The following is a 24,788-nucleotide window of genomic DNA, read 5'->3' on the forward strand; positions in this document are numbered from 1 at the left end:
CTCAGCTCCCGCCGGTCTTGACGACGGCGGGATCGCGCCGCTGGCGCAGCCAGAGTACCGCGATCAGCAACAGCGTCGGCACCCCCATCAGCGCGGTCAGGGAGAAGAACGAGCTGTAGCCGACGTGCTCGACCATGGCCCCCGAATAGCCGCCCAGCAGGCGCGGCAACAGCAGCATCAGCGAGCTGAGCATGGCGTACTGGGTGGCCGAGAACCTGAGGTTGGTCAGACTCGACAGATAGGCGACAAAGGCCGAGGTGGCCATGCCGCCGCTGACGTTGTCGGCGCAGATGGTGGCGATCAGCAGCGGCACGTTGGCGCCGGTGGAGGCGATCACCACGAACAGCAGATTGGTCAGCGCCGAAGCGGCGCCGCCGAGGAAAAGGATCGGCAGGATGCCTACCCGGGTGATCAGCACGCCGCCCAGGCCCGCGCCGAACAGGGTCATGAATACCCCGAAGATCTTGCTGACCCCGGCGATGGTTTCCTTGCTGTAGCCCACGTCGATATAGAAGACGCTGGCCATCACCCCCATGACCGTGTCGGACAGCCGATAGGTGGAGATCAGGCCGAGCAGCAGCAGCGCCTGCCACTGGTAGCGCTGGATGAATTCGGTGATGGGGGTCAGCACCGGTGCCATCAGCCGGCGCCCCGGCGCGGTCAGGCACAGCCAGACGATCAGGCCGTACATCAGACCGCGCGGCCAGTAGCCGCCGGCCAGGGCCGACAGGCCGCCGGTGGCGGCCACGATCAGCACGATCAGCAGGATCACCGAGACCATCTGGTGGACGAAGTCGAAGCGCGGCAGTTCTTCGGCATTGGCCGCATCGCGCAATCGCAGGGGCTCGCGCATGCGGCGCATGAGATCGCTCAGGGGCTTGGAGCAATAGCGGCCCCAGGGCGACAGGCAGCCGACGATGAACAGGCTGTAGAGCAGGGCGCGTGGCCAGGCCTGGGCGATGGCGGCATTGATGGCGGCGGGGATGGAAATCAGCATCACCAGCAGCAGGGCGACCGCCACCAGCTGGTGATTGAAGCCGAAGCGCGATTCCGCCATGGCCATGGGCGCCACCGGCTCGGGTTCGCGGATCAGCACGCTGGTCACCAGGCCCGGCAGCACCAGCAGGGCGAACAGCATGTAGGTGGTGGCCCAGGCGCTCTGGCTGTAGCCCAGCCGGGACGAGCCCAGCTCCTCGGCGAGAAACAGGGCACCGGCGCTGGCCAGCAGGGCGGCGATGCGATAGCCGGTCATGTAGCAGGCGGCGAGGGCGGCCTGGCGATCGTCGTCGGCGATCTCCAGGCGATAGGCGTCCACGGCGATGTCCTGGGTGGCCGAGGCGAAGGCCACCAGCACGGCCAGGGCGATGAGTTGCTCCAGGTGCTGCTGCGGATTGCACAGCGCCATGCCGATCAGCCCCAGGCCCACCAGGATCTGCGACAGCACCAGCCAGGAGCGTCGTCGTCCGAGCTTGCCGATCAGCGGCAGCTTCCACAGGTCGAGCATGGGCGACCAGACCCACTTGAAGGCATAGGCCAGGCCGATCCAGCTGGCATAGCCGATGGTCTCGCGACTCACGCCTGCTTCGCGCAGCCAGACCGACAGGGTGGAAAACACCAGCATGGCCGGCAGGCCCGCGGCGAAACCCAGCAGCAGCAGGGCCAGGCAGGCCTTGGATTTATAGGTGGTGACGGCTTCTCGCCAGAAACGTGCAAACATGCCCTTGGGCTCGGAAAAAACGCGCACTCTACTCGACACTCTCAGCTGGATTCCACCGGTACCGACGCATGTCCACCCGGTCCTCGTGCAGCAGTACACCCTCGGCCCGCAACCGCTCGCGTTGCTCCCGGCCAGAGGGGCTGTCCTGGGTCAGGCTCGGCCGGCCGTCCGCCGCGATCACCCGATGCCAGGGCAGGGTACTGCCCTCCGGCAAGCGCCCCAGCACCCAGCCCACCCAGCGGGCTCCGCGACCGAGCCCGGCGAGTTCCGCCAGCTGGCCATAGCTGACCACCCGCCCCGCGGGAATGGCGGCCAGTGCCAGGAAGACGGCCTGGCGACGGGATTCGAGGGGAGGGGATGCACGCATGACGCCCTGCTGCTCCGGGGGAGAAGAGTGCCAGTGTGCCGAAAAGTTTGGTTACGGTGGTGCTGAAACGTGTCGAGCTGCCGCATTCTCCCAAGACGGCCGACCTTTGGGCAGTATTTCCGGAAACTTGCCTAACTTTTACCCAGGAGTGGTTGCGCGAGCCTCTGGCACCCGGATAATCGCGCCCCTCTCGTTTCGTTACCTTTCCACCCAAGTCCACCCAAAGGTGTCCTGGTGCCCATGCGTTTTCGATTGCTCTCCTCGCTCGCACTGTTGTCACTCGCCTCTTTCGCCCATGCCGACACCGTCTGGCTCAAGAACGGCGATCGTCTGACCGGAACCATCAAGCTGCTGGACAGCAAGAAGCTGCTCTTGCAGACCGAATACGGCGGCAACATTCCCCTGTCCTGGGACAAGATCAAGACGCTGCAGCGTGACAAGCCCGTCATCGTCCAGCGCGGCAAGTACGAACCCGATTTCCCGGTGGAAAGCCTCAAGCCGGCCGACGACGGCCAGGTGGTGGTCACCACCACCGATGGCCAGCAGACCGTCCCCCTGGCCAGCATCACCCAGATCGTGCCGCCGCGGCCCTTCCTGCGCGACTTCGCCTGGAAAGGCAACATCGACGCCGGCCTGGACTACATCAGCTCGTCCGAGGACAGCCAGAAGTACGACATCGACTTCAAGACCCAGGCGCGGCATGGCATGTTGCGGCACAACGCCAACGGCAGCTACGACCGCTACAAGGCCAACGATACCGTCTCGACCAACAAGTACGATCTGCAATACGCCCTGGATCGCTTCTTCGACGAGAAATTCTTCTGGCAGGGCCGCGCCGAATACAAGCGCGACTGGATCCAGGCGCTGGCCAAGCAGCGGACCCTGGGTACCGGTCCCGGTTACCAGTTCTGGGACAACGAACTGGGTGCCTTCTCGCTCACCGGCCTGCTCAACCACAATCGCTACCAGTATGCGGACGGCGGCTCCGACCAGTTCCTCTCGGCGAGCATGAAGTGGGACTACAACCGCTATCTGTACGGTCAGACCATCCAGTTCTTCACCACGGGTGAATTGGGTCGTCCGCTGGACAACACCGCCAACTTCACCTTCGACGGCGATGTCGGCCTGAGATACAAGGTGACCAACTGGGCGTCGCTGAACCTCAAGGCGTCCAAGGAACTGACCAGCGGTGCCGAAGGCAACGTCAACCAGACCGAGTACACCGCCGGCGTCGGCGTGTCCTGGTAACCCGATATTTCCCTGACCCTGGGCAACCCCCTCAAGGCCGCGACTTTCGCGGCCTTGTCGTTTGTGCCGGGCGCCTGGCGGCGACCTTGAAATCGGCTTGACCGCCTCCATCTCCTGTCTTTCAACCGGCTTCCACCGTGAAGGACCTGAGATGCGCGTGACCGCCTTACTCTTCTTGCTGTTCCCCTTTGTGGAACTGGCCGTACTCATCAAGATCGGCAGTGAAATCGGCGTGCTCGCCACCTTCGCCCTGCTGCTGCTGAGCTTTCTGGTCGGCGTCGCCCTGCTGCGCGTCGCCGGCTTCACCACCCTCTGGCGCATCCGCATGCGACTGGCCCAGGGGCAGATGCCCGAGCAGGAAGTCATCCAGGGCCTGACCCTGGCGATCGCCGGCGCCCTGCTGATCTTCCCGGGCTTCATCAGCGACGTTCTGGCGCTCGTCTGCCTCTTGCCGGTGACCCGCAAGGCCCTGCTGGGCGCGGTGATCGGCCGGGTGACCCGGCGCAATCCCGGTGCCCAGGGCTATCAGCCGGGCGCCGGTCAGGGCGCGCCCCATCGCCCCGAGGTGATCGAGGGTGAAGTGGTGCACCGCGACGAGCAAAAACGCTAAAAATTTTGCCTGCCGCCCTTGAAATGCCTGGCGACAACCTCATGTACCGGACACCGCAAGGTTGTCGCCGCAAGGCGAGCAGGTTTCGCGTCCTGTCATGCACGGGGCGCACCCGGCGCAGCCGGTAAAAACAAACTGCCGATGCAGTCATCGGCGCTGGAAACACTTAGAACTTTGGGAGATACGACAATGGCGCTTCGTCCTCTGCATGATCGCGTTGTGATTCGTCGCAGCGAAGAAGAGACCAAATCCGCGGGTGGCATCGTGCTGCCGGGCTCGGCTGCCGAAAAGCCGAACCGCGGTGAAGTGGTTGCCGTAGGCACTGGACGCGTGCTGGACAACGGCGATGTCCGTGCTCCGGCGGTGAAAGTGGGTGACAAGGTGGTTTTCGGTCCCTATTCCGGCAGCAACGCCATCAAGGTCGATGGCGAAGAACTGCTGGTGATGGCTGAGTCCGAAATCCTGGCCGTTATCGAAGGCTGATTCCCGCTCACTTTTCGAATTTCTTAGAGGAAACAGAACATGGCTGCAAAAGACGTCAAATTCGGTGACTCCGCGCGCAAGAAGCTGCTGATCGGTGTCAACACCCTGGCCGACGCGGTCAAGGCCACCCTGGGCCCGAAAGGCCGTAACGTGGTTCTGGAGCGCAGCTTCGGTGCTCCCATGATCACCAAGGACGGCGTGTCCGTCGCCAAGGAGATCGAGCTCAAGGATCGCATCGAGAACATCGGCGCCCAGTTGGTGAAAGACGTGGCCTCCAAGGCCAACGACGCTGCCGGCGACGGCACCACCACCGCCACCGTGCTGGCCCAGGCCATCGTCACCGAAGGCCTGAAGTCCGTGGCCGCCGGCCTGAACCCGATGGATCTGAAGCGCGGCATCGACAAGGCCACCGCTGCCGTCGTCGCCGAGCTGAAGAACCTGTCCAAGCCCTGCGCCGACAGCAAGGCCATCGCCCAGGTAGGCACCATCTCCGCCAACTCCGACGAAAGCATCGGCAACATCATTGCCGAAGCCATGGAGAAAGTGGGTAAGGAAGGCGTCATCACCGTCGAAGAAGGCTCGGGCCTGGAAAACGAACTGTCCGTCGTCGAAGGCATGCAGTTCGACCGTGGCTACCTGTCGCCCTACTTCATCAACAAGCCCGACACCATGTCGGCCGAGCTGGACAGCCCGCTGCTGCTGCTGGTCGACAAGAAGATCTCCAACATCCGCGAACTGCTGCCGGTGCTGGAATCGGTCGCCAAGGCCGGTCGCCCGCTGCTGATCGTCGCCGAAGACGTCGAAGGCGAAGCGCTGGCCACCCTGGTGGTCAACAACATGCGCGGCATCGTCAAGGTCGCTGCCGTCAAGGCGCCGGGCTTCGGTGATCGTCGCAAGGCCATGCTGCAGGACATCGCCATCCTGACCGGCGGTACCGTCATCTCCGAAGAAGTCGGCCTGAGCCTGGAAAGCACCACTCTGGAGCACCTGGGTCAAGCCAAGCGTGTGGTCCTGAACAAGGAAAACACCACCGTCATCGACGGCGCCGGCGTGGAAGTCGACATCCAGGCCCGCATCAAGCAGATCCGTGCCCAAGTCGAAGAAACCTCTTCCGACTACGACAAAGAGAAGCTGCAAGAGCGTCTGGCCAAGCTGGCCGGCGGTGTTGCCGTGATCAAGGTTGGCGCTGCCACCGAAGTCGAGATGAAAGAGAAGAAAGCCCGCGTTGAAGACGCCCTGCACGCTACCCGCGCTGCCGTGGAAGAAGGCGTGGTGCCTGGCGGCGGTGTCGCCCTGGTACGTGCCCTGGACGCCCTGAAGGACCTGAAAGGCATCAACGAAGAGCAGAACGCCGGTATCAACATCCTGCGTCGCGCCGTCGAAGCCCCGCTGCGCCAGATCGTGGCCAACGCCGGTGACGAAGCCTCCGTCGTGCTGGACAAGGTCAAGCAGGGCAGCGGCAACTACGGCTACAACGCCGCCACCGGCGAATACGGCGACATGCTGGAATTCGGCATCATCGACCCGGCCAAGGTGACCCGCAGCGCGCTGCAGGCCGCTTCCTCCATCGCCGGTCTGCTGATCACCACCGAAGCCATCGTGGCCGAGCTGCCGAAAGACGACTCCGCTCCGGCCATGCCCGACATGGGCGGCATGGGTGGCATGGGCGGCATGATGTAACACCCGCTCCGGCCCCCGGGCCGAGCCCAACCCCGGTGCTCCTCGCGGACACCGGGGTTTTTTATGGCCGGTCGCCGGCCCGCCCGCGCTGGTCGAGGCCGCCGGGGCCGGTTAGGCTCTGTGCGGAACAGACGACAACGAGGCCCGCGGTGGGCTCGGGCAAGAGGTCAGCGACATGCGTATCCTGGTGGTGGAAGACAACCGCGACATCCTCAGCAATCTGCTGGACTACCTCAGTCTCAAGGGCTACAGCGTGGATTGCGCCCAGGATGGGCTGTCGGGCCTGCACCTGGCCGCGACCGAGCACTATGACCTGCTGATCCTCGACATCATGCTGCCCGGCATCGATGGCTACACCCTCTGCCAGCGGTTGCGCCAGGATGCCCGCCGCGACACCCCAGTGATCATGCTCACCGCCCGCGATCAACTCGACGATCGCCTGGAAGGCTTTCGCTCCGGCGCCGATGACTATCTGGTCAAACCCTTCGCCCTGTCCGAACTGGCCGCCCGCATCGAAGCGGTGATGCGCCGGACCAAGGGTGGCGGGCGCCGCCAGCTGCAGGTCGCGGATCTCAGCTATGACCTCGATACCCTGGAGGTCAGTCGCGCCGGCAAGGCGCTCAAGCTCAATCCCATCGGCCTCAAGATTCTCGCTCTGCTGATGCAGAAGTCACCCCACGTGGTACGGCGCGAGGTGCTGGAGGAAGCGGTATGGGGCGAAGACTACCCTGACAGCGACAGCCTGCGCAGCCACGTCCACCAGTTGCGCCAGGTGGTCGACAAGCCCTTCGAGCAGCCGCTGCTGCGCACCATTCACGGCGTGGGCTACAAACTGGTCGAGCAGGACTAGCCATGGAATATCACCTGAGCCTGTCGCGACGGATCGTCATCGCCTTCGTGCTGATGACCTTTCTGGTGGGTGGCGTCTTTGCCCTGGGGATCGTCGCCGCGGTGCACACCGTCGAGGAACGCCTGATCTCCACCGATCTGCACAATGAACTGGAGCGCATGGTGCAGCGCGACATGAAGCGCGGCGGCCAGCCGGTGCTGGACCCGGACATGCGCCTGTACTTCGTGCCCCTCGCTGAGGTGGCACAGCTGCCGGCGCACCTGCGCGAGCTGCCGGCCGGTTTCAGTGAAGTGGAAGAGGACCAACAGTACTTCTATGCCTATGTGGCCGAGCTGGAGGGCAACCACTTCGTCCTGCTGCAGAACCAGAGCGATTTCGAGGCGCGCGAACGCCTGCTCTACAAGGTGGTGCTGGTCGGCTTCCTGATCAGCGTGGCCCTGGCCTGGCTGCTGGGCTGGGCCCTGGCGCGGCGGGTGATCGCCCCGGTGGTACGGCTGGCGCGTCAGGTGCGCCGGCGTGACCAGTTGCTCGATGTAACCCCGCCCCTGGCGCCGGACTACGCCAAGGACGAGGTTGGCGAGCTGGCCGGGGCCTTCGACGATGCCCTGGAGCGCCTGCGTGCTGCCCTGGCCCGGGAGCGGCTGTTCACCAGTGACGTCAGCCACGAGTTGCGTACTCCGCTGATGGTGATCAATTCCTCCTGCGAGTTGCTCGAGGCCACGCCGGATCTGCCGCCGCGGGCGAAGGGGCCACTGGAGCGCATGACCCGCGCCGCGCGGGAGATGCAGGAGCTGGTGCAGACCTTTCTGGCGCTGGCACGCAACCAGGGCGACAACGACACCCAGGCCCCGCGGGCCACCCTGGCTGACGTGGCGCGGCGGCAGACGCAGGAGTGGCAGGCGGCGGTGCAAGCCAAGGGCCTGCAGTGGCGGCTGAGCGTGGCGCCGGGGGCTGATCAGGGGCTCTGGCACGAGCCCTTTCTGCGCTCGGTGATGAGCAATCTGCTGCGCAATGCGCTGCATTACACCGAGCGGGGTTATATCGGCCTGCACGTCGGGACGGACGGTTTCGTGGTGGAAGACAGCGGCGTCGGCATCCCCGAGGAGCAGCGCGAGGCGATGTTCCAGCCCTTCGTGCGGGGCGCGGAGGGGCGCGGCGAGGGCCTCGGACTGGGCCTGTCGCTGGTGCGCAGGATCTGCCAGCTGCAGGGCTGGCACGTGACCCTGGGTGAAAGCGCGGCGGGCGGTTGCCGCTTCGAGATAGCACTCGGCACCGACAGACTAGCGGACTAAGGTTACAGAAATTTCACAAAGGCTTGACCGGGGTTTGACAGGGGCCCGGGTAGGGTGGCGGCACTTCTCCACTCCCTCAGGAGCCGCCTCCGTGAAAGCGCCCATCGACCTGCCCTTTTCGCAAAAGTACGACGCCGACCACGCCCGCCAGTATTACCTGAAGCATCAGGACGGTCTGGCCCGGCGTCTGTCCAACTGGCGCGACCAGCAACTGGCGCGGCAGGCCCTGAGCATCGCCGGCCAGCCCAATCTGGTGCTGGATCTGCCCAGTGGGGCAGGGCGCTTCTGGCCGCTGCTGGCGGAAAAGCGCAATCGCCTGATCATTGGTGCCGATTACTCGGAAAACATGCTGGCCACCGCCCGTGATCAGCAGCCCGCAGATGTCGTGGCCCGGGTGAAGACGCTACAGACGTCGGCTTTCGCTATCGACCTGTCCGACAATTCTGTAGATTGCATTTTCTGTATGCGCCTGTTTCACCATGTGGGCGAATCGGCGGACCGACTGGCCCTGCTGCAGGAGTTCCACCGGGTGACCCGCGACAGCGTCATCCTGTCGTTGTGGGTGGATGGCAACTTCAAGGCCTGGCGGCGTCAGGCGCTGGAGCGCCGTCGCAAGGCCCAGGGCCGCGACCGTGGCGGTTATCAGAACAGATTCATCGTCGAGCGCAGCCAGTTCGAGGCGGAGGTCGCCCAGGCAGGCTTCGTCGTCGACCGCGCCCTGGATTTCCTGCCGGGCTATGCCATGTGGCGGGTCTATGTCCTGCGCAAGGCCAATTGAAGCTATTTAGAATAAGAGAGGCAGCTGATGGGAGCCGTACCGCAAGGCGAAGAGCGTTTCGATCGCTGGTGGAACACCGCGGGTGACTGGGTGGAAGCCCCCAACGTCCGCCGCGGTGGCGAAAGCGGTGTTCAGCGCCTGCAACTTCCCGACGGTACCCTGGCCTACGTCAAGCGCCAGGTCGGCCATCTCTATCGCAGTCTGCGTCATCCCCTAGGGCGTCCCACTGCCCTGCGCGAGCGCGATGCGCTGATCGCCTTTCGCGACCTGGGCATTCAGGTTCCCGAACTACTGTTCTGCGACGCCCGGCATGCCCAGGGCGGCTGGCGCGCGCTCTTGGTGAGCGCCGCTCTGGAAGGCTATCAGGACCTCGATCAGTGGTACGCCGAAGGTGGTGGCCAGTCTCTCAGCGAAGCCGAGCACGAGCGTTTCCTGACCACCCTGGGCCAGGTACTGGCCCGGATGCATCGGCACCGCTGGCAACACGGCTGCCTCTATCCCAAGCACATCTTCGTGGCCGAGCGGGTCGGCCCTCAGGGCAAGGAATTCTCCGTCGCCCTGCTCGATCTGGAGAAATGTCGCCAGCGCATCGGCATAGACACGGCCGCCCGTCGGGATATGCTGCAATTACGCCGCCATTCGTCGTGGAATGCTGCGCAATGGCGAACTCTCCTCTACGTTTACCAACAGGCGTTGGGACGGAAGATCAGAGGGTTAGAACCATGACTTCACAAATTACTCGAGGTTTGTTGATCGCGGCTTTCTGCGGGGTCACCACGTTGGCCTATGCGAGCTGGCTGCGGCCGGCGGCGGTGGTGGTCGGCAGTGAAGGCCTCGAGTATTGCCAGACGCCGGTGGCTCGCAGTCTGACCACCTCCAGCACCGGTAGCCAGGACCTGCTGCTGTTTCTCTTCGGCATGACCCAGACCCACAACCGCTAGGCCCTCGGGCGGTCAAGCGCCTTTCGCTTCCTCGGTAAGTTGGGCATCCTGTCGTCTGACTTCTAGCTGCCGAGCCCCCGCCGATGATGGCCGATAGTTTTTCCGAGCAGGCCGTGCAAAGCCTGCTGGACACCGACTTCTACAAGCTCACCATGATGCAGGCCGTCCTGCACAACTATCCCAATGCGGAAGTCGAGTGGGCCTTTCGCTGCCGCAACGACGAAGACCTGCGGCCCTATCACGCGGCCATCCAGGCCGAGATCGATGCCCTCGCCGATGTCGCCATCAGCGACGGTCAGCTGGCCTTTCTCGAGCGCATCCCCTTCATCACCCCGGACTTCATCCGCTTCCTGCGGCTGTTTCGCTTCAATCCCTCCTATGTGTTCCTGGGCGAGGAAGAAGGGCGCTTCACCCTGACCCTTAAGGGTCCCTGGCTGCACCTGATCCTGTTCGAGGTGCCGATCCTGGCGCTGATCAGCGAGGTGCGCAATCGCCAGCGCCATGCCGATCTGCCGCTGCAGGTGGCGCGGGATCAGCTCTATCGCAAGTTCGACTGGCTGGCACGGGAAGCGGGCGCCGATGAACTGGCCGAGTTCAAGATGGCCGACTTCGGCACCCGGCGGCGCTTCTCCTACGGGGTGCAGGAAATGGTGGTGCGCAGCCTGAGGGATGACTTCCCCGGTCGCTTCGTCGGCTCCAGCAACGTGCACCTGGCCTGGAAGCTGGACGTCGCGCCCCTGGGCACCATGGCCCACGAGTGGCTGATGGCGCACCAGCAACTGGGGCCGCGACTGATCGACAGCCAGATCTCCGCCCTCGACTGCTGGGTGCGCGAGTATCGCGGTCAGCTCGGTATCGCCCTGACCGACACCATCACCATGGATGCCTTCCTGCGCGATTTCGATCTCTACTTCGCGAAGCTGTTCGACGGCCTGCGGCACGACAGCGGCGATCCCCTGCAGTGGGCGGAAAAGGCCATCGCCCATTACCAGCAGCTGGGCATAGATCCCCTGACCAAGACCCTGGTGTTCTCCGATTCGCTCAATCTGGAAAAGGCCCTGGCGCTGTTTCGCGCCCTGCGCGAGCGGATCAACGTGAGCTTCGGCATCGGCACCCACTTCACCTGCGACATCCCCGGGGTGCAGCCGATGAACATGGTGCTCAAGATGAGTCGCTGCAACGGCCAGCCGGTGGCCAAGATCTCCGACGCCCCGGGCAAGGCCCAGGGCGGCGAGCCGGACTTCCTGCACTATCTGCGGCACGTCTTCCAGGTCAACGGCGCCTGAGTTCGGACGCCTTGCCAGGGCCGGCTCTCAGGACGAGCAGCTGATCTCCAGGTGCTTGCCCCAGTCCGGCGGTCGCTGGGCGAAGCGCTCGCGTCCCGGCTGGGCCTCGAAGGGGCGTGACAGCACCTCGTGCAACAGGCGCACCTCGCGATAGTCGCCCGCTTCGGCCTGCTCGATGGCCTGCTGGGCCAGGTAGTTGCGCAGCACATACAGCGGATTGACCGCATTCATGCGCGTGGTGCGGTCGGCTGCGGTACCGCCTTCGGCCTCCAGGCGGGCGCGATAGGCCTGGCTCCAGTCGTCGAAACCGCGCAGGTCGATGAAGTCCTCGCGCACCCGGGCCAACGCCGCGGCAGGTTCGTCTTCGCCCAGATGGCGGAAGAACAGGTGATAGTCCACGCCGCCCTGCTGCATCAGGGCCAGCAGGCGCTCGACCAGTTCCTGGTCTTCGTTCCGCGCGTCCTGCAGGCCTAGCCGACGGCGCATCAGGTCGAGATAGTGCGCCTGGTACAGCGGCAGGAAGAGGGCGATGCTCTCCTGCAGCGTCTCCACCGCCACCTTGGGCGTCAGTGCCTGGGCCAGGGCCGCCAGGTTCCAGTGGGCGATGGGCACCTGGTTGCTGTAGGAATAGCGCCCCGTGTGATCGGAGTGATTGCAGATGAACTGGGCGTCGAAGTCGTCGAGAAAGGCGAAGGGGCCGAAATCGAAGGTGAGTCCCAGAATCGAGAAGTTGTCAGTGTTCATCACCCCGTGGCAGAAGCCATAGGCCTGCCAATACGCGATCAGCCGGGCGTTGCGCTCCACCACCTCGCGGAACAGCGCGGTCCAGGGCTCAGGCGTCGTCAGCAATTCGGGGAAGTGCGCGGCCAGCACATGCTCGCCCAGCTGCTCCAGCAGCTGATGCTGGCGGGTGTAGTAGAAGTATTCGAAATGGCCGAAGCGCACGTGGCTGGGGGCCATGCGCAGCAGGGTGGCGCCGGTTTCCAGTCGCTCGCGCACCACCTGGGTGGCGGAGCCGATCACGCACAGGGCGCGGGTGGTCGGAATGCCCAGGGCATGCAGGGCTTCGGAAGCGAGGAATTCGCGGATGGAAGAACGCAGCACGGCGCGGCCGTCGCCCATGCGCGAGAAGGGCGTGAGACCGGCACCCTTGAGGTGCAGGTCCCAGTGCTCGCCGCGGTCGTTGACCGCCTCGCCCAGCAGCAGGCCGCGGCCATCGCCGAGGCGGGGGTTGTAGGAGCCGAACTGATGACCGGAATAGACCATGGCCCGGGGTTCGGCGCTGTCCCAGAGCTGCGCCCCGGCGAACACCTGGGTGAATTCGGGTGTCTCGGCCACCGCCGGGTCCAGATCCAGCAGGGCCAGGGCCGCGGGCGAGGCGACCACCAGCCGAGGATCGTCCAGCGGCCGGGGGTCGATGTGGGTGGAGAAGTCATCGCCCAGGCGGGCGAATCTGTTGTCAAAGGTCAGGTCGAGCAGCTGTTTCATGGGTATTCCGGATCGTCTGCGCAGGGGCCGTCAGGCCTTGGGTGGCTTGGGATCCTCGGCCTCCTGCTGGGCATCCCCTTCAGGTAGGAGAGTCGTTTTGCCCAGTTGTTTCTCCGCACCGTGACGATTCTTCAGGGTGATCTCCATCTGCGGCGTCGACAGCAGGTTGATGCCGGCGTCGCGCAGCAGCTGGTCGACCCGGCGGATCAGCTCGTCGGTGGCGGCACTGCGATCGCCCAGTTCCCGGACATAGATGCGCAGTTCGTGATCCAGGGTGGTGGCGCCATAGTGGGTGACGAACAGCGAGGGTTCGGGGTCGTGCAGGACGCGCGCATTCTCCTTTACCGCCTGCATGATCAGCTGTTGCGCCTGGGCCAGGTCGCTGCCGCGATTGACGCCGAAGGTCAGCACGATGCGGGTGACGGTGTCGGTCAGCGTCCAGTTGATCAACTGGCTGGTGACGAAGGTCTTGTTCGGCACCACCACCGACTTGCGGTCGGCATCGGTGATATGGGTGGCGCGGATGCGAATCTTGTTCACCGTGCCGGTCACGTTGCCGATGGTGATGAGGTCGCCGACGCGCACCGGGCGCTCGAAGAGGATGATCAGACCGGAGATGAAGTTACCGAAGATCTCCTGCAGACCGAAACCCAGACCGACCGAGAGGGCGGTGGCCAGCCACTGCAGCTTGTCCCAGCTCACCCCCAGCGTCGCCAGGGTGGTCACGGTGCCGAAGCCGACGATGACATAGGACAGCAGGGTGGTGGTGGCGTAGGCGCTGCCCTGGGCCAGATTCAGGCGTGACAGCACCAGCACCTCCAGCAGGCCAGGCAGGTTGCGCGCCAGGGCGACGGTGAGGCCGGCGATCACCAGGGCGATGATGAACACCCGCAGTGTCAGAGGGACCTGGGTGGCGGCGGCGCCGGTGCCGCTGGTGTACTGGTAGAGGGTGACGTTGTCCAGGTAGGAGAACACCGCCACCACATCGGCCCAGACCAGGTAGAGCACGCCGAGGAAGGCCAGCAGCAGGGTCAGGCGCAACAGCCGCGAGGACTGCTGGTTGACCTGCTCCATGTCCAGGGTCGGCTCCTGCACCACCTCCACGCCCTCGGCGTCTTCCTGCTGCGCCTGGCGCTTCTGGATGGCGCGCTGGTAGGCCAGCCGCCGCGCGGCCACGCTCAGGCCGCGGGCCAGGGTGGCTTCGAGGATGATCCAGGCCATCAGCACATAGAGGGTGTCCACCAGGCGATCGGTGAGCTTGAGCGCGGTGTAGTAGTAGCCGAAGAGCACGGCGAAGAACAGCACGGCCGGAATGGCGGTGATCATCAGGCCGAGCAGCAGGCGGAAGAACGGCAGGCGCTCGCGGGCGGTGGCATTGAGCAGGGAGCGACCGAGCATCCAGGCCAGGCTGGCATAGGCGACCAGGACGATGAGGATGCCGAGGACGTCGTCGGCCAGCCCCGCCAGCTGACGCTCGGCGATGGCCACCACCGCCATCAGCGCCAGGGCCAGCAGCCCCACCCGTCTGACCAGCCGGCGCAACGACTGCGCCTGGGGCCGGGCCCAGCGGAAATGGGTCTCGGCCACACCGCCGGAGGCCAGCAGGCGATACACCGTGTAGAACACCAGCCAGCCGGCGGCGATCTCCAGCAGGGCCGCGCCGATGGCGGCGTTGACCCCGCGTTCGTCACCCTCCAGAGTCACGCCGCCCAGCCAGAGCACCAGACTCGCCGGCAGGCCCAGCAGGATGGTGAGCAGGATCGCCTGGGGCGTGTGCAACTGGCTGTCACGCTGATAGTGGCCGATGTCCTGGTTGAGCTTGTGGACCCGGCCATAGAGGCGCGGGCGCTGCCAGATCAGGGTGGCGAAGGCCAGCACCAGCGGTAGTAGCAGCAGCGGCCGCTCGGCCAGGCCGACATAGAGTTCATGCAGGCTGGAGCCCCAGGGCACGTCGCGCAGCTGCTGCAACAGCTTGCGGGGCGCGGTCTTGACCCAGTTCCAGTCCAGCGGCTTGTTGCTGGGAATCCAGAACATCTGCTCGTCGAGGGTACCGCGCAGGCTGGTGATGGTGCTGCGCAGCTGGTTCTGGTTGAGCTGCAGATCGATGGATTCGCTGAGCAGGGCGTTGAGTTCGGTGTTGAGGCGCTCCTGCAGTTCGCTGCGGGTCTTGAGCAGGTCGAGCAGTTGCTGACGCAGCTGCAGGGTGGCCTTTTCCGGCGGCTGCTGGGCCAGCAGGGTGTCGACGTAGCCTTCCGGATTGGCGATCTGGGCGCGCTGCTGGTTGAGTTCGAACTGATAGAGGCGCAGATCGGCGATGTCATCGGTGAGGTCCTTGTTGACCTTGACCGAGGGCAGTGCCGCCCGCTGCTGATAGAGCAGCTTGGACAGCAGCACGCTGCCCTTGAGCACGCCGATCTGCTGTTCCATGTTCTCGGAGGTCTGCTTGAGCTGGTCCAGCTGCTGGCGCGACTCGAGATTACGGCGATTGAGGTCGTTGAGGCGATCGGTGGCGCGCAGCAGGTAGTCCGACAGTTGCAGGTTGAGTCCGGTCTCCTGGGACAGCACATCGTCCCCGGCGGTCTTTTCCGATTCGCGAGAGGCTTCGGCCAGGGTCTTTTCCGATTGCTGGCGGCGCTTGCCGCTGATCAGCGTCTGCAGGTCCAGGGTCTCCTGCTCGTAGCGCTTGACCTGCTCGGTGAAGAGTTCGCGGCGGATCGCCCCGAGATCCTGCAGCACGCTGTTGCCGCCCAGTTCCTGGCGCAGCAGCTGGATCTGCGCATTGGCGGCCGCCTGTTCCGCCAGCAACTGACCGCGTCGCTCGGGCGTAATTGACTTGGCGTTCTCGCGCCCGTTCTTGAGCAGATCGGCGATCTGCTGCAGGCGCGTCTGCAGATTGGCGATGTCCACCTGGGCGCGTTCGGGACGGGTCTGGGCATTGATCACCAGACTGTTGGCCGCATTGAGGTCGTCCTGCACGCTGTTGAGCGCCAGGCTGGTCTCGCTCAAGCGCTGCTCCAGGGCCTGGGGCGTGGCGCCGGCATAGCGCTGTTCGGCCGGTTTGATCGGCTCGGCGCGCAGTCGCGCCAGTTGCCGCTGGGCATCCTTGATCTGCTGCGGCGCCTGGGCCAGTTGCTGGCGCAGATCGGCCAACTGCTTGACGTACTGGTCGCGCTGGTCGAGCAACTTGAGGGTCTGCTGCAAACTGTCCTGGGCGGCGCTCTGCTCGGGGGCGGGCAGCTTGCGATCGGCCAACCCGGTGAGATTCTGCTGCACCTGCTGGGCATCCGGCGGCCCGGAATCCTGAGCCACGGCGGGAAGGGTGAACAGGCAACCGCAGAGAGCGGCGGCGCGAAGCAGAGCGGACAGGCGGTGCATGCGGCGGGCGTCGGGCAGTGGAAAGGCGCGAGGTTAAAGCCAGGCTGCCATGGGCGCAAGATAGCGCTTTCCAGGGCGCGAACCCTGTTCATCCACCGTTAAAGAAAGAGTGCGGGCCCGCTGCTGCGGCCTTCGGGAAACTTCACGCCGACCTTGCGCACGCGCTTGTTCTCGATGGCCGCGACGATCCAGACCAGGCCGTTCCATTCCACCAGGTCGCCGACGATGGGTTCGCCGCCGATCTCGTGGGTGATGAAGCTGCCGAGGCGCTGGTTGCCGTCCACCTCGCCCAGTTGCAGGCCGTACAGCGCGGCCACGGCGCTGAGTTCGGCGTCGGCTTCCAGGACGAAGTCGCCGAAGAATCTCTGGGTCTGCTGCGGTGCCTGGCTGAACAGCCGGCCGAGGGCCGGCAGATCGTGCTCGTGGCCGACCACACAGAGGATGTCGCCGGCTTCCAGGGTGGTACTGCCGGAGGGGTGGAGCAAGGTCTCGCCGCGGAACAGCGCGGCGATACGGGTGCCCTCGGGCATCTTCAACTCGCGCAGGGCGGCGCCGATGCACCATTTCTCGGCGCCCAGGCGATAGATGAACAGCTCCCATTCGCTGGTCGGATGGACCTGCAGACCGGCGCGAGAGAAGGGCGCCGGCTCCGGTGGCACCGTCACCTTGAGCAGCTTGGCGGCCAGCGGCAGGCTGGAACCCTGCACCAGCAGCGACACCAGCACGATGAAGAAGGCCACGTTGAAGAACAGCTGGGCCTGGGGCAGCCCGGCCATCATCGGGAACACCGCCAGAATGATCGGGACCGCGCCACGCAGCCCGACCCAGGCGATAAAGGCCTTTTCGCGGTCGTGGAAGGCGCGGAAGGGCAGCAGGCCGATGGCCACCGACAATGGGCGGGCGACCAGGATCATCCACAGGGCAAGGCCGAGGGCGGGCAGGGCGATGGGCAGCAGGTTGTGCGGCTCCACCAGCAGGCCCAGCACCAGGAACATGCCGATCTGCGCCAGCCAGGCCATGCCGTCGAGCATGTGCAGCATGCCGTGGCGACTGCGGATCGGCAGATTGCCCATCAGCAGACCGGCCAGGTAGACCGCGAGGATGCCACTGCCATGGGCGGTGTTGGTCAGGGCAAAGATCAGCAGGCCACCGCTGATGGCCAACAGTGGATAGAGGCCGTCGGCGAGGTGGATGCGATTGATCAGCTGCAGCAGCAGCCAGCCGCCGCCCAGGCCAATCACCCCGCCGATGGCGAATTCGCTGACGAAGTGACCGAGCAGACTCCAGCTGAAGCCACTTTCGCCACTGGCGAGCATCTCGATCAGGGTAACGGTGAGAAACACCGCCATGGGGTCGTTGCTGCCCGATTCGATTTCCAGACTGGCGGTGACCCGCTCATTGAGGCCGCGGCCGCCGAGCAGGGAAAACACCGCCGCGGCATCGGTGGAACCGACGATGGCGCCGATCAGCAGCCCCTGCAGCAGGCTGAGGTCGAACAGCCAGGCGGCGGCGACCCCGGTCAGGCCGGTGGTGATCATCACGCCCACGGTGGCCAGCGACAGCGCCGGCCAGAGCGCCACCCGGAAACTCGACACCCGGGTGCGCATGCCGCCGTCGAGCAGGATCACCGCCAGCGCCAGGTTGCCCACCAGGTAGGCCATCGGATAGTTGTCGAAGGCGATGTGACCGGGACCGTCGATGCCGGCGAACATGCCGACCACCAGGAAGATCACCAGAATCGGGATGCCGACCCGCGAGGAAATCGAGCTGACCAGAATCGACAGGCCGATCAGCACCGCACCGATCAAGAACAGGCTGTTGATGGTGACAGCGTCCAAGCGTGACTCCTGGGGTAAAGAATTGAAGAACCTGGGGATTTAACCCGCTGGGTGGCCGGGGTGTCAAAGCGCGACGCCGCTGGCGCCCGAGGAAGACGGTACACTGTAGGGCTGACGCTGGAGTATCCCATGAATTACCGACACGCCTTCCACGCCGGCAATCACGCCGATGTCTTCAAGCACGCCATCCTGTTGCGCCTGGCCGCGCTGCTGGCGCGCAAGGAGACGCCCTTCGTCTATCTGGACAGCCATTCCGGCGTCGGTCGCTATGACCTGGCCGGCGATCAGGCCAGTCGTACCGACGAATGGCGCGAAGGCATCGGACGGCTGTGGACCCTGGAGTCCGCGCCGGCGGCCTTTGTCGGCTATCGCGAGGCGGTGGCGGCGCTCAATCCCGATGGCGCGCTGCGCTACTACCCCGGCTCGCCCGAGTTGATGCGCCAGGCCCTGCGCCCCCAGGATCGCCTGCTGCTCAACGAGCTGCATCCGGAGGATGGTCGGCTGCTCAAGGAAAACATGGCTCGCGATCGCCGGGTCGCGGTGCACCAGAAGGATGGCTGGCTACTGCCCAGGGCGCTGCTGCCGGTCCCCGAGCGGCGGGCCTTGCTGCTGATCGATCCGCCCTTCGAGAAGGCCGACGAGCTGGAGCGTTGCGTCAAGGCAATTGCGGAGGCCATCGGCCGGCTGCGCCAGACGGTGATCATGCTCTGGTATCCGATCAAGGATCGCCGTCAGCTCCGACGCTTTCATGCCGGTCTGCAGGCCAGCGGCGCGCCCAAGCTGCTCAATGTCGAATTGCTGATCCGCGCGGCGGACGATGCCACCCGGCTCAATGGCTCGGGGTTGGCCATCGTCAATCCGCCGTGGGGCCTGGAGGAAGAATTGCGCGACTTGCTGCCCTGGCTGGCCAAGCATCTGGCCCAGGGCGAAAGCAGCTGGCGGCTGGACTGGCTGATCGCGGAATAGCGAGGCCCGGCGCTGTTGGGCTTCGCTGTGCTCAACCCAACCTGCGGGAAAGGTTGGCGTAAGGTGGGTTGCGGCGGCTCTACCGCCGAAGCCCCAAAGCAGGGTGTCAAGCCTGGGGACGTTGGGCTTCGCTGCGCTCAACCCAGCCTACGGGAAAGGTTGGCGTAGGCTGGGTTGCGGCGGCTCTACCGCCGAAGCCCAACAAAGAGAGCCGCCGCAGCGGCTCGGGATCAGACCGCCAGGCTGGGCGGCAGGCAGACACCGGTGCCGGCCAGGCCGCAATAGCCGTTGGGATTCTTCGCCAGGTACTGCTGGTGATAGGCCTCGGCGTAGTAGAAGGGCGGCAGCGGGGCGATCTCGGTGGTGATCTCGCCATAACCGGCCTCGGCCAGTTGCGCCTGGAAGGCGGCCTGGCTGGCTTCAAAGGCTTCCCGCTGACTGTCGTCGGTGTAATACAGCGCCGAGCGATACTGGGTGCCGACGTCGTTGCCCTGGCGCATGCCCTGGGTCGGATCGTGGGCTTCCCAGAAGATCTTCAGCAACGCCTCCAGCGAGGTCTGCGCCGGATCGAACACCACCAGCACCACCTCGGTATGACCGGTCAGGCCGGAACACACCTCTTCGTAGGTCGGATTGGGGGTATGGCCGCCGGCATAGCCGGCCGCGGTGGTCCAGACTCCTGGCTGTTGCCAGAAGCGCCGCTCGACGCCCCAGAAGCAGCCCATGCCTACCACCAGACTCTGCAGACCGGTGGGGAAGGGGCCTTGCAACGGATTGCCGTTGACATAGTGGGCCGCGGGCACGGCCATGGCCGTCTCGCGGCCGGGCAGCGCCTGCTCGGCGGCGGGCAGATGAGTCTTCTTGGTCAGGATTTCGGAACGCAGGACCATGGGATACCTCGTGGGAAAGGGCCAGGCGAAAAGCTCAGTGTACGCAAAATCGCTGCAGCGGGGTCGAGTCCGCGCGGCGGGTCAGCGCGTCGGCAGGTAACGCGCCAGGGCGGCGTCGAGCTGATCGGCCGGGATGGGCTTGTCGAACAGATAGCCCTGGCCGATATCGCAGCGATGGTGGCGCAGGAACGCCAGCTGTTCGGTCGTCTCGATGCCCTCGGCAACCACCTGCAGCCGCAGGTTATGGGCCATGGCGATCACCGCGGAGGTGATTTCCATGTCGTCCTGGTTGTCCGGGATGTCCTTGATGAAACTCCTGTCGATCTTGATGATGTCGATGGGGAATTTTTTCAAGTAGCTGAGCGACGAATAGCCGGTGCCGAAGTCGTCCATCGCCAGGCTCATGCCCAGGCGCTTGAGGGCTTCGAGGGTGTTGCGGGTGGCGTCGGTGGCATCCAGCAGGAGGCTTTCGGTCAGTTCCAGCTCCAGACGCTTGGGCGCGATGCCCTCCTCGTCGAGGATGGTGACGAAGGACTGCACCAGGTCGGGATCGGTGAACTGCTTGGGCGACAGGTTGATGGCGATCTGCAGATCGTCGAAACCGGCGGCGTCGAGGCGGTGCAGCTGGCGGCAGACCTCGCGGATGACCCATTTGCCGATGGGTACGATGAGTCCGGTTTCCTCGGCGATGCTGATGAACTGGTCCGGACGGATCATGCCCTTTTCCGGGTGCTGCCAGCGGATCAGGGCTTCCAGGCCGAGCAGCTTGGCGCGTTTCAGGCAGACCTTGGGCTGGTAGTGCACCAGCAGTTCGTTCTGTTCCAGGGCCCGGCGCAGATTGTTCTGCACGAACAGCTTATTGCTGGCTTCGGCGATCAGCGCCTCGGTGAACACCTGGACCTGATGGCCGCCGGTGGCCTTGGCTCTGTGCAGGGCGAGGCCGGCGTGCTTGATCAGGGTCTGTGGATCGGTCTCGTGCGGCCGGGCGGTGGTCAGGCCGATCGAGCAGCTGATCAGGGTCGGGTGGCCCTCCACATAGAGTGGCGGATCCAGGGCCACCAGGGTATCGCGGGCCAGGCTGTCAGCGGAGACCGCATCCATGCCTTCGAGCAGCACGGCGAATTCGTTGCTGGCGATGCGGGCGATCAGTGCGCCCTTGCCCAGCGCGCTGCGCAGGCGCCGGGCCAGACCCACCAGCAACTGGTCGCCGATGCGATGACCGAGGCTGTCGTTGACCCTCTTGAAGTTGTCGACGTCCACCAGCAGCAGCGAGTGTTCGCGGCTCGGACTGGACTGCTCCAGGCGCGCCTCCAGGCGGGCGATGAAGTGGCTGCGGTTGGCCAGCCCGGTAAGGCTGTCGCGAAACACCAGTTCGTCGTTGTGCTGCTGGGCGAAGCGGGTCTTGCTGGTGTCCTGGAAGATGCCCAGATAGCCCTGCAGGCCACCATTGGGCTGCTGGATCTTGGACAGCGACAGCTGGCCCCAGTAGGTCTCGCCGTCCCGGCGATAGCAGCGCAGTTCGCCTTGCCAGCTGTCCTGGTGCGCCAACCGCTGCCAGGCTTCGTAGAGCAGCTCGCCCCAGTTTTCCAGGGCTGGCAAGGACTCGACGTGCAGACCCTGGAGCTTGCCGATGGGGTATCCAGTGATCCGCGCGAAGCTGTCGGTGGCGTGCTCCAGGCAACCACTGGCATCCAGCAGCAGGAAGGCATCGTTGCTGGCTTCCATCACCCGGGTCAGGGGGTGGGCGACCTTGGGCAGGCGCTCCGGTTGCTGAAGGAGGGCGGCCAGGCATTCCGCCAGGCTGCGGGCGAAGGCGACGTCCTCGGCTTCCCAGGTGGCCGGGCGGTCTCGTCGCAGGCAGAGCAGACCGGTCAGCTGATTGTCATGCAGCAGTGCCACGTCCAGCGCCGTTCCACCCCCGGTATGGGGCGGGTGCAGGACCTGACTGGCGTCTTCGATCACGCCCTGCTCGCGCAACCGGCGACGGTGGTCGCTGCACAGCGTCGGCAGGCGCTCTTCCTTGCACAGGGTGACGAGGCCATTGCCTTCGTAACGCCACAGGCTGAGTTCGTCCGCGGCAAAGGCGGCCGGGCCCTCGGCGCGCAGCAACTGCACCAGTTCGTCGTCGACCGGCGCCTGGCGCAGGGCCAGCCGGGACAGTTCGAGCAGCAGGGTCTGTCGCGCCTGGGCCATCCCCAGCCGTTGCTGGCTGTGGTCCTGGCTGTCCTGCAGGAGCGCCAGGGTGGAGCGCAGGGCCAGGTTGTGGGCTTCCCATTCGCCGGCCAGGGCGTCGTCGTTCATCACCCGCAGCAGATAGCCGCGCAGCAGGGGACGGCCATGGCGCTGCAGGCTTTCACCCACCTCAACCACCTGGTACGGGGCCGTAGGGGAGTGGAACAGGTAGCGCACCTGATAGCTGCCGTGCTCGGCGAGTTGCAGCTGGATGTCTTCGTGCAGGCGATGACGGACGCTCGGCTCCATCAGGCTGGCATAGGGGGCATCGATGAGCGAGCACAGCGCCTGGGCGGGCAGGCCGAGGCTGGCGTCACAGCGGGGATCGAGATAGAGCATCGCCCAGGAGGCTTCATTCAGACGCTCGAAACGCAGCAAGCCCAACCGGGCAGGAGCGCTGAGCGCGCCCGCCTGATCGGCTACCGCGGCATCGGCAGCATCGGAGTGAATACTCATGCGAGGGTCCGCGTCCTTGTGAAGACGGAAAGATGTCCTAGGTTTATCGGAAAGGACAGACAAATCATTAATCCTTTTTCCTTTCCGCCTCGCCAGCACGCTGGGATGGCTGTCAAGGTTGCCCGATAGAGGCCGGCCCATGCAAGGGGCGGCGCTCGGGGCGCCCATCCTACCTTTTTCCTGGATCTTTCGGTTGATCTGGCAGCAAAAACCCCGCCTGAGCGGGGTTCTTGCGCTACACCAGAAGACGGTAGCGGGCAGCCGTTACCGTCCTGTGGCGGCTTACAGCAGCAGGCTGCGGATTTCCGCCAGCAGATCGCCCAGGCGCTTGGTGAAGCGCGCGGCGGCCGCCCCGTTGATCACGCGGTGATCGTAGGACAGCGACAGCGGCAGCATCAGGCGCGGCTGGAAGGCCTTGCCGTCCCAGACCGGCTGCATGCTGGCCTTGGACACCCCGAGGATCGCCACTTCCGGGGCATTGACGATCGGCGTGAAGCCGGTACCGCCAATGTGACCCAGGCTGGAGATGGTGAAGCAGGCGCCCTGCATGTCGTCACCGCTGAGCTTCTTGGTCCGCGCCTTTTCCGCCAGCTGGGCGGCTTCGGCGGCGAGTTGCAGGAGGCTCTTCTGGTCGACGTTGCGGATGACCGGGACCAGCAGGCCGTCCGGGGTGTCCACGGCAAAGCCGATGTGCACGTACTTCTTGCGGATCACCGCCTTGCCGCTGGGGGCCAGGGAGGCGTTGAAGTCCGGCAGTTCCTTGAGCACATGGGCGCAAGCCTTGAGCAGGAACGGCAGGATGGTCAGCTTGACGCCGGCCTTTTCCGCCACGGCTTTCTGGCCGACGCGGAAGGCTTCCAGCTCGGTCACGTCGGACTGGTCGAACTGGGTGACGTGGGGCACGTTCAGCCAGCTGCGATGCAGGTTGTTGGCACCGACCTGCATGAGGCGCGTCATCGGCACCTCTTCGATCTCGCCGAACTTGCTGAAGTCCACGGTGGGGATCGGCGGGATGCCGGCGCCACCGGTGACGCCTGCGGCCGCGGCCGGAGCCGCCTTGCTCTTCTGCAGCTGATCCTTGACGTAGGTCTGGACGTCTTCCTTGAGGATGCGACCCTTGGGACCGGTCGGGGTGACCTCGCCCAGATCGACACCGAACTCGCGGGCGACCATGCGCACGGCCGGACCGGCATGGACCTTCTTGCCCTTGCCGGCGGCAGGGGCGCTGGCGGGAGCGGCGGCCTTGGCCGGAGCCTCGGCTTTCTTCTCGGCCGCCGGCGCGCTGGCGGCGGCGTTGCCGGCAGCCGGCTTGGCCGCCTGCTTGGGCGCGGCACCGGCCACCTTCAGGGTCAGGATCAGATCGCCGGTCTTGGCCTGGTCATTGACCTTGATGGCGACGCTTTCCACCACGCCCGCCTTGGGCGCCGGGATTTCCATGCTGGCCTTGTCGGACTCCAGCACGATCAGCGACTGCTCGGCCTTGACCTGGTCACCGGCCTTGACCAGCACCTCGATGACGTTGGCACTGCCGGTGGAGCCGATGTCGGGGACCTTGATCTCCTCGACCGATTCACCGGCCGGCTCGGCGGCGGCTTCCTCGTGCAGCTCGGGCTCGGCGGCTTCCGTGGCGGGCTTGTCGCCGGCCTTGGACTCGACGCTCTTGCTCGGCTTGGCATTGGCGGCGCCCTTGAGCACCAGGATCAGATCGCCGGTGCCCACTTCGTCGCCGACCTTGACGGAAACGCTCTCCACCACGCCGGCGGCGGGGGAGGGGATTTCCATGCTGGCCTTGTCGGATTCCAGGGTGATCAGCGTCTGCTCGGCGGCGATGGTGTCGCCGGGCTTGACCGCCACCTCGATGATGCTGGCCTTGCCGCTGGAGCCGATGTCCGGAACGTGAATTTCCTGGGACTCGCCTTCGCCGGCGGACGCCGAGGCGTCCTCGTCGCCGGCCGGCGTCGGGGTTTCGCTTTCCTCGACCTGGGTCTGCTTGGACTCGGCCTTGGGTTCGGCGGCGGGTTCGCTGCCGCTGGCGGCGTCCTCGCCTTCCAGGTCGATCAGCAGATCACCGGTCTTGAGAGTGTCGCCGACCTTGATGTGCAGGGCGGCGATCTTGCCGGCCTTGGGGGCCGGAATCTCCATGCTGGCCTTGTCGGACTCCAGCACCACCAGGCTCTGTTCGGCCTCGACGGTATCGCCGACCTTCACCAGCAGCTCGATGACTTCGCCGTCGCCACTGCCGATGTCGGGTACGCGGATGGTCTCGCTCACAGTTGTTTCCTCTTATCCGT

19 protein-coding genes are annotated in these 24,788 nt (G+C 65.3%); 11 read left to right on the top strand and 8 right to left on the bottom strand.

The window, feature by feature from the left end:
- Position 1 precedes the first annotated feature (1 nt).
- Entirely contained in the window at positions 2-1,717 is a 1,716-nt protein-coding gene (locus QMX82_RS03665) for an AmpG family muropeptide MFS transporter (protein WP_158889438.1), read from the bottom strand.
- A 28-nt stretch (positions 1,718-1,745) separates the two neighbouring features.
- Positions 1,746-2,084: an MGMT family protein gene (locus QMX82_RS03670; protein ID WP_208694125.1), complete on the bottom strand. Its 339-nt coding sequence runs from the start codon at positions 2,082-2,084 to the stop codon at positions 1,746-1,748.
- A 240-nt stretch (positions 2,085-2,324) separates the two neighbouring features.
- Here QMX82_RS03670 and QMX82_RS03675 point away from each other — a divergent pair, with 240 nt between their 5' ends.
- From QMX82_RS03675 to pncB, 10 genes are all read left to right on the top strand, one after another.
- Positions 2,325-3,332, top strand: coding sequence for a DUF481 domain-containing protein (locus QMX82_RS03675; RefSeq protein ID WP_282281287.1), 1,008 nt, complete (start codon positions 2,325-2,327; stop codon positions 3,330-3,332).
- A 151-nt stretch (positions 3,333-3,483) separates the two neighbouring features.
- Positions 3,484-3,942, top strand: coding sequence for an FxsA family protein (locus QMX82_RS03680; RefSeq protein ID WP_133863006.1), 459 nt, complete (start codon positions 3,484-3,486; stop codon positions 3,940-3,942).
- Positions 3,943-4,131: 189 nt separating this feature from the next.
- On the top strand, positions 4,132-4,425 hold the full coding sequence (locus tag QMX82_RS03685; protein ID WP_007161933.1) for a co-chaperone GroES: 294 nt from the start codon (positions 4,132-4,134) through the stop codon (positions 4,423-4,425).
- 39 nt (positions 4,426-4,464) lie between these two features.
- A complete protein-coding gene (gene groL, locus QMX82_RS03690; RefSeq protein WP_208694126.1) occupies positions 4,465-6,105 on the top strand; it encodes a chaperonin GroEL in 1,641 nt (546 codons plus the stop codon).
- A 175-nt stretch (positions 6,106-6,280) separates the two neighbouring features.
- A complete protein-coding gene (locus QMX82_RS03695; RefSeq protein ID WP_208694127.1) occupies positions 6,281-6,955 on the top strand; it encodes a response regulator transcription factor in 675 nt (224 codons plus the stop codon).
- A 2-nt stretch (positions 6,956-6,957) separates the two neighbouring features.
- A complete protein-coding gene (locus QMX82_RS03700) occupies positions 6,958-8,247 on the top strand; it encodes a sensor histidine kinase (RefSeq protein WP_208694128.1) in 1,290 nt (429 codons plus the stop codon).
- A gap of 91 nt (positions 8,248-8,338) precedes the next feature.
- Complete coding sequence (locus QMX82_RS03705) at positions 8,339-9,025, top strand: class I SAM-dependent methyltransferase (protein ID WP_133863002.1); 687 nt, start codon at positions 8,339-8,341, stop codon at positions 9,023-9,025.
- 27 nt (positions 9,026-9,052) lie between these two features.
- Complete coding sequence (locus QMX82_RS03710) at positions 9,053-9,751, top strand: lipopolysaccharide kinase InaA family protein (RefSeq protein WP_208694129.1); 699 nt, start codon at positions 9,053-9,055, stop codon at positions 9,749-9,751.
- Positions 9,748-9,966: a hypothetical protein gene (locus QMX82_RS03715; protein ID WP_178083940.1), complete on the top strand. Its 219-nt coding sequence runs from the start codon at positions 9,748-9,750 to the stop codon at positions 9,964-9,966. The genes QMX82_RS03710 and QMX82_RS03715 overlap by 4 nt, the downstream gene beginning before the upstream one ends.
- Before the next feature lie 83 nt (positions 9,967-10,049).
- Positions 10,050-11,252 carry a nicotinate phosphoribosyltransferase gene (pncB, locus tag QMX82_RS03720; protein ID WP_208694130.1) on the top strand — a complete coding sequence of 401 codons (1,203 nt, stop codon included), beginning with the start codon at positions 10,050-10,052 and terminating at the stop codon, positions 11,250-11,252.
- A gap of 27 nt (positions 11,253-11,279) precedes the next feature.
- On the opposite strand, the gene selO is transcribed toward pncB, so the two are convergent.
- The 3 genes from selO to QMX82_RS03735 form a co-directional block, all read right to left on the bottom strand.
- Complete coding sequence (selO, locus tag QMX82_RS03725) at positions 11,280-12,740, bottom strand: protein adenylyltransferase SelO (protein WP_208694131.1); 1,461 nt, start codon at positions 12,738-12,740, stop codon at positions 11,280-11,282.
- A 30-nt stretch (positions 12,741-12,770) separates the two neighbouring features.
- Positions 12,771-16,115 carry a mechanosensitive channel MscK gene (gene mscK, locus QMX82_RS03730; protein WP_282281288.1) on the bottom strand — a complete coding sequence of 1,115 codons (3,345 nt, stop codon included), beginning with the start codon at positions 16,113-16,115 and terminating at the stop codon, positions 12,771-12,773.
- A 98-nt stretch (positions 16,116-16,213) separates the two neighbouring features.
- Entirely contained in the window at positions 16,214-17,953 is a 1,740-nt protein-coding gene (locus tag QMX82_RS03735) for a potassium/proton antiporter (protein WP_158889462.1), read from the bottom strand.
- 129 nt (positions 17,954-18,082) lie between these two features.
- Here QMX82_RS03735 and QMX82_RS03740 point away from each other — a divergent pair, with 129 nt between their 5' ends.
- Entirely contained in the window at positions 18,083-18,919 is an 837-nt protein-coding gene (locus tag QMX82_RS03740) for a 23S rRNA (adenine(2030)-N(6))-methyltransferase RlmJ (RefSeq protein WP_282281289.1), read from the top strand.
- A gap of 230 nt (positions 18,920-19,149) precedes the next feature.
- Here the strand turns inward: QMX82_RS03740 and msrA are convergent, their stop codons facing one another.
- The 3 genes from msrA to aceF all read right to left on the bottom strand — a co-directional run bounded on the left by msrA (position 19,150) and on the right by aceF (position 24,768).
- Positions 19,150-19,809 carry a peptide-methionine (S)-S-oxide reductase MsrA gene (gene msrA, locus QMX82_RS03745; protein ID WP_158889466.1) on the bottom strand — a complete coding sequence of 220 codons (660 nt, stop codon included), beginning with the start codon at positions 19,807-19,809 and terminating at the stop codon, positions 19,150-19,152.
- Between the two features lie 81 nt (positions 19,810-19,890).
- Entirely contained in the window at positions 19,891-22,497 is a 2,607-nt protein-coding gene (locus QMX82_RS03750; RefSeq protein WP_208694135.1) for a putative bifunctional diguanylate cyclase/phosphodiesterase, read from the bottom strand.
- A 282-nt stretch (positions 22,498-22,779) separates the two neighbouring features.
- Positions 22,780-24,768, bottom strand: a complete 1,989-nt coding sequence (aceF, locus tag QMX82_RS03755; RefSeq protein ID WP_208694136.1) for a dihydrolipoyllysine-residue acetyltransferase — start codon at positions 24,766-24,768, stop codon at positions 22,780-22,782.
- Between the last annotated feature and the right edge of the window lie 20 nt (positions 24,769-24,788).

It is taken from the genome of Pseudomonas sp. PS02302 (genome assembly GCF_029959585.1).
Classification (GTDB): Bacteria; Pseudomonadota; Gammaproteobacteria; order Pseudomonadales; family Pseudomonadaceae; genus Chryseomonas; species Chryseomonas aestiva.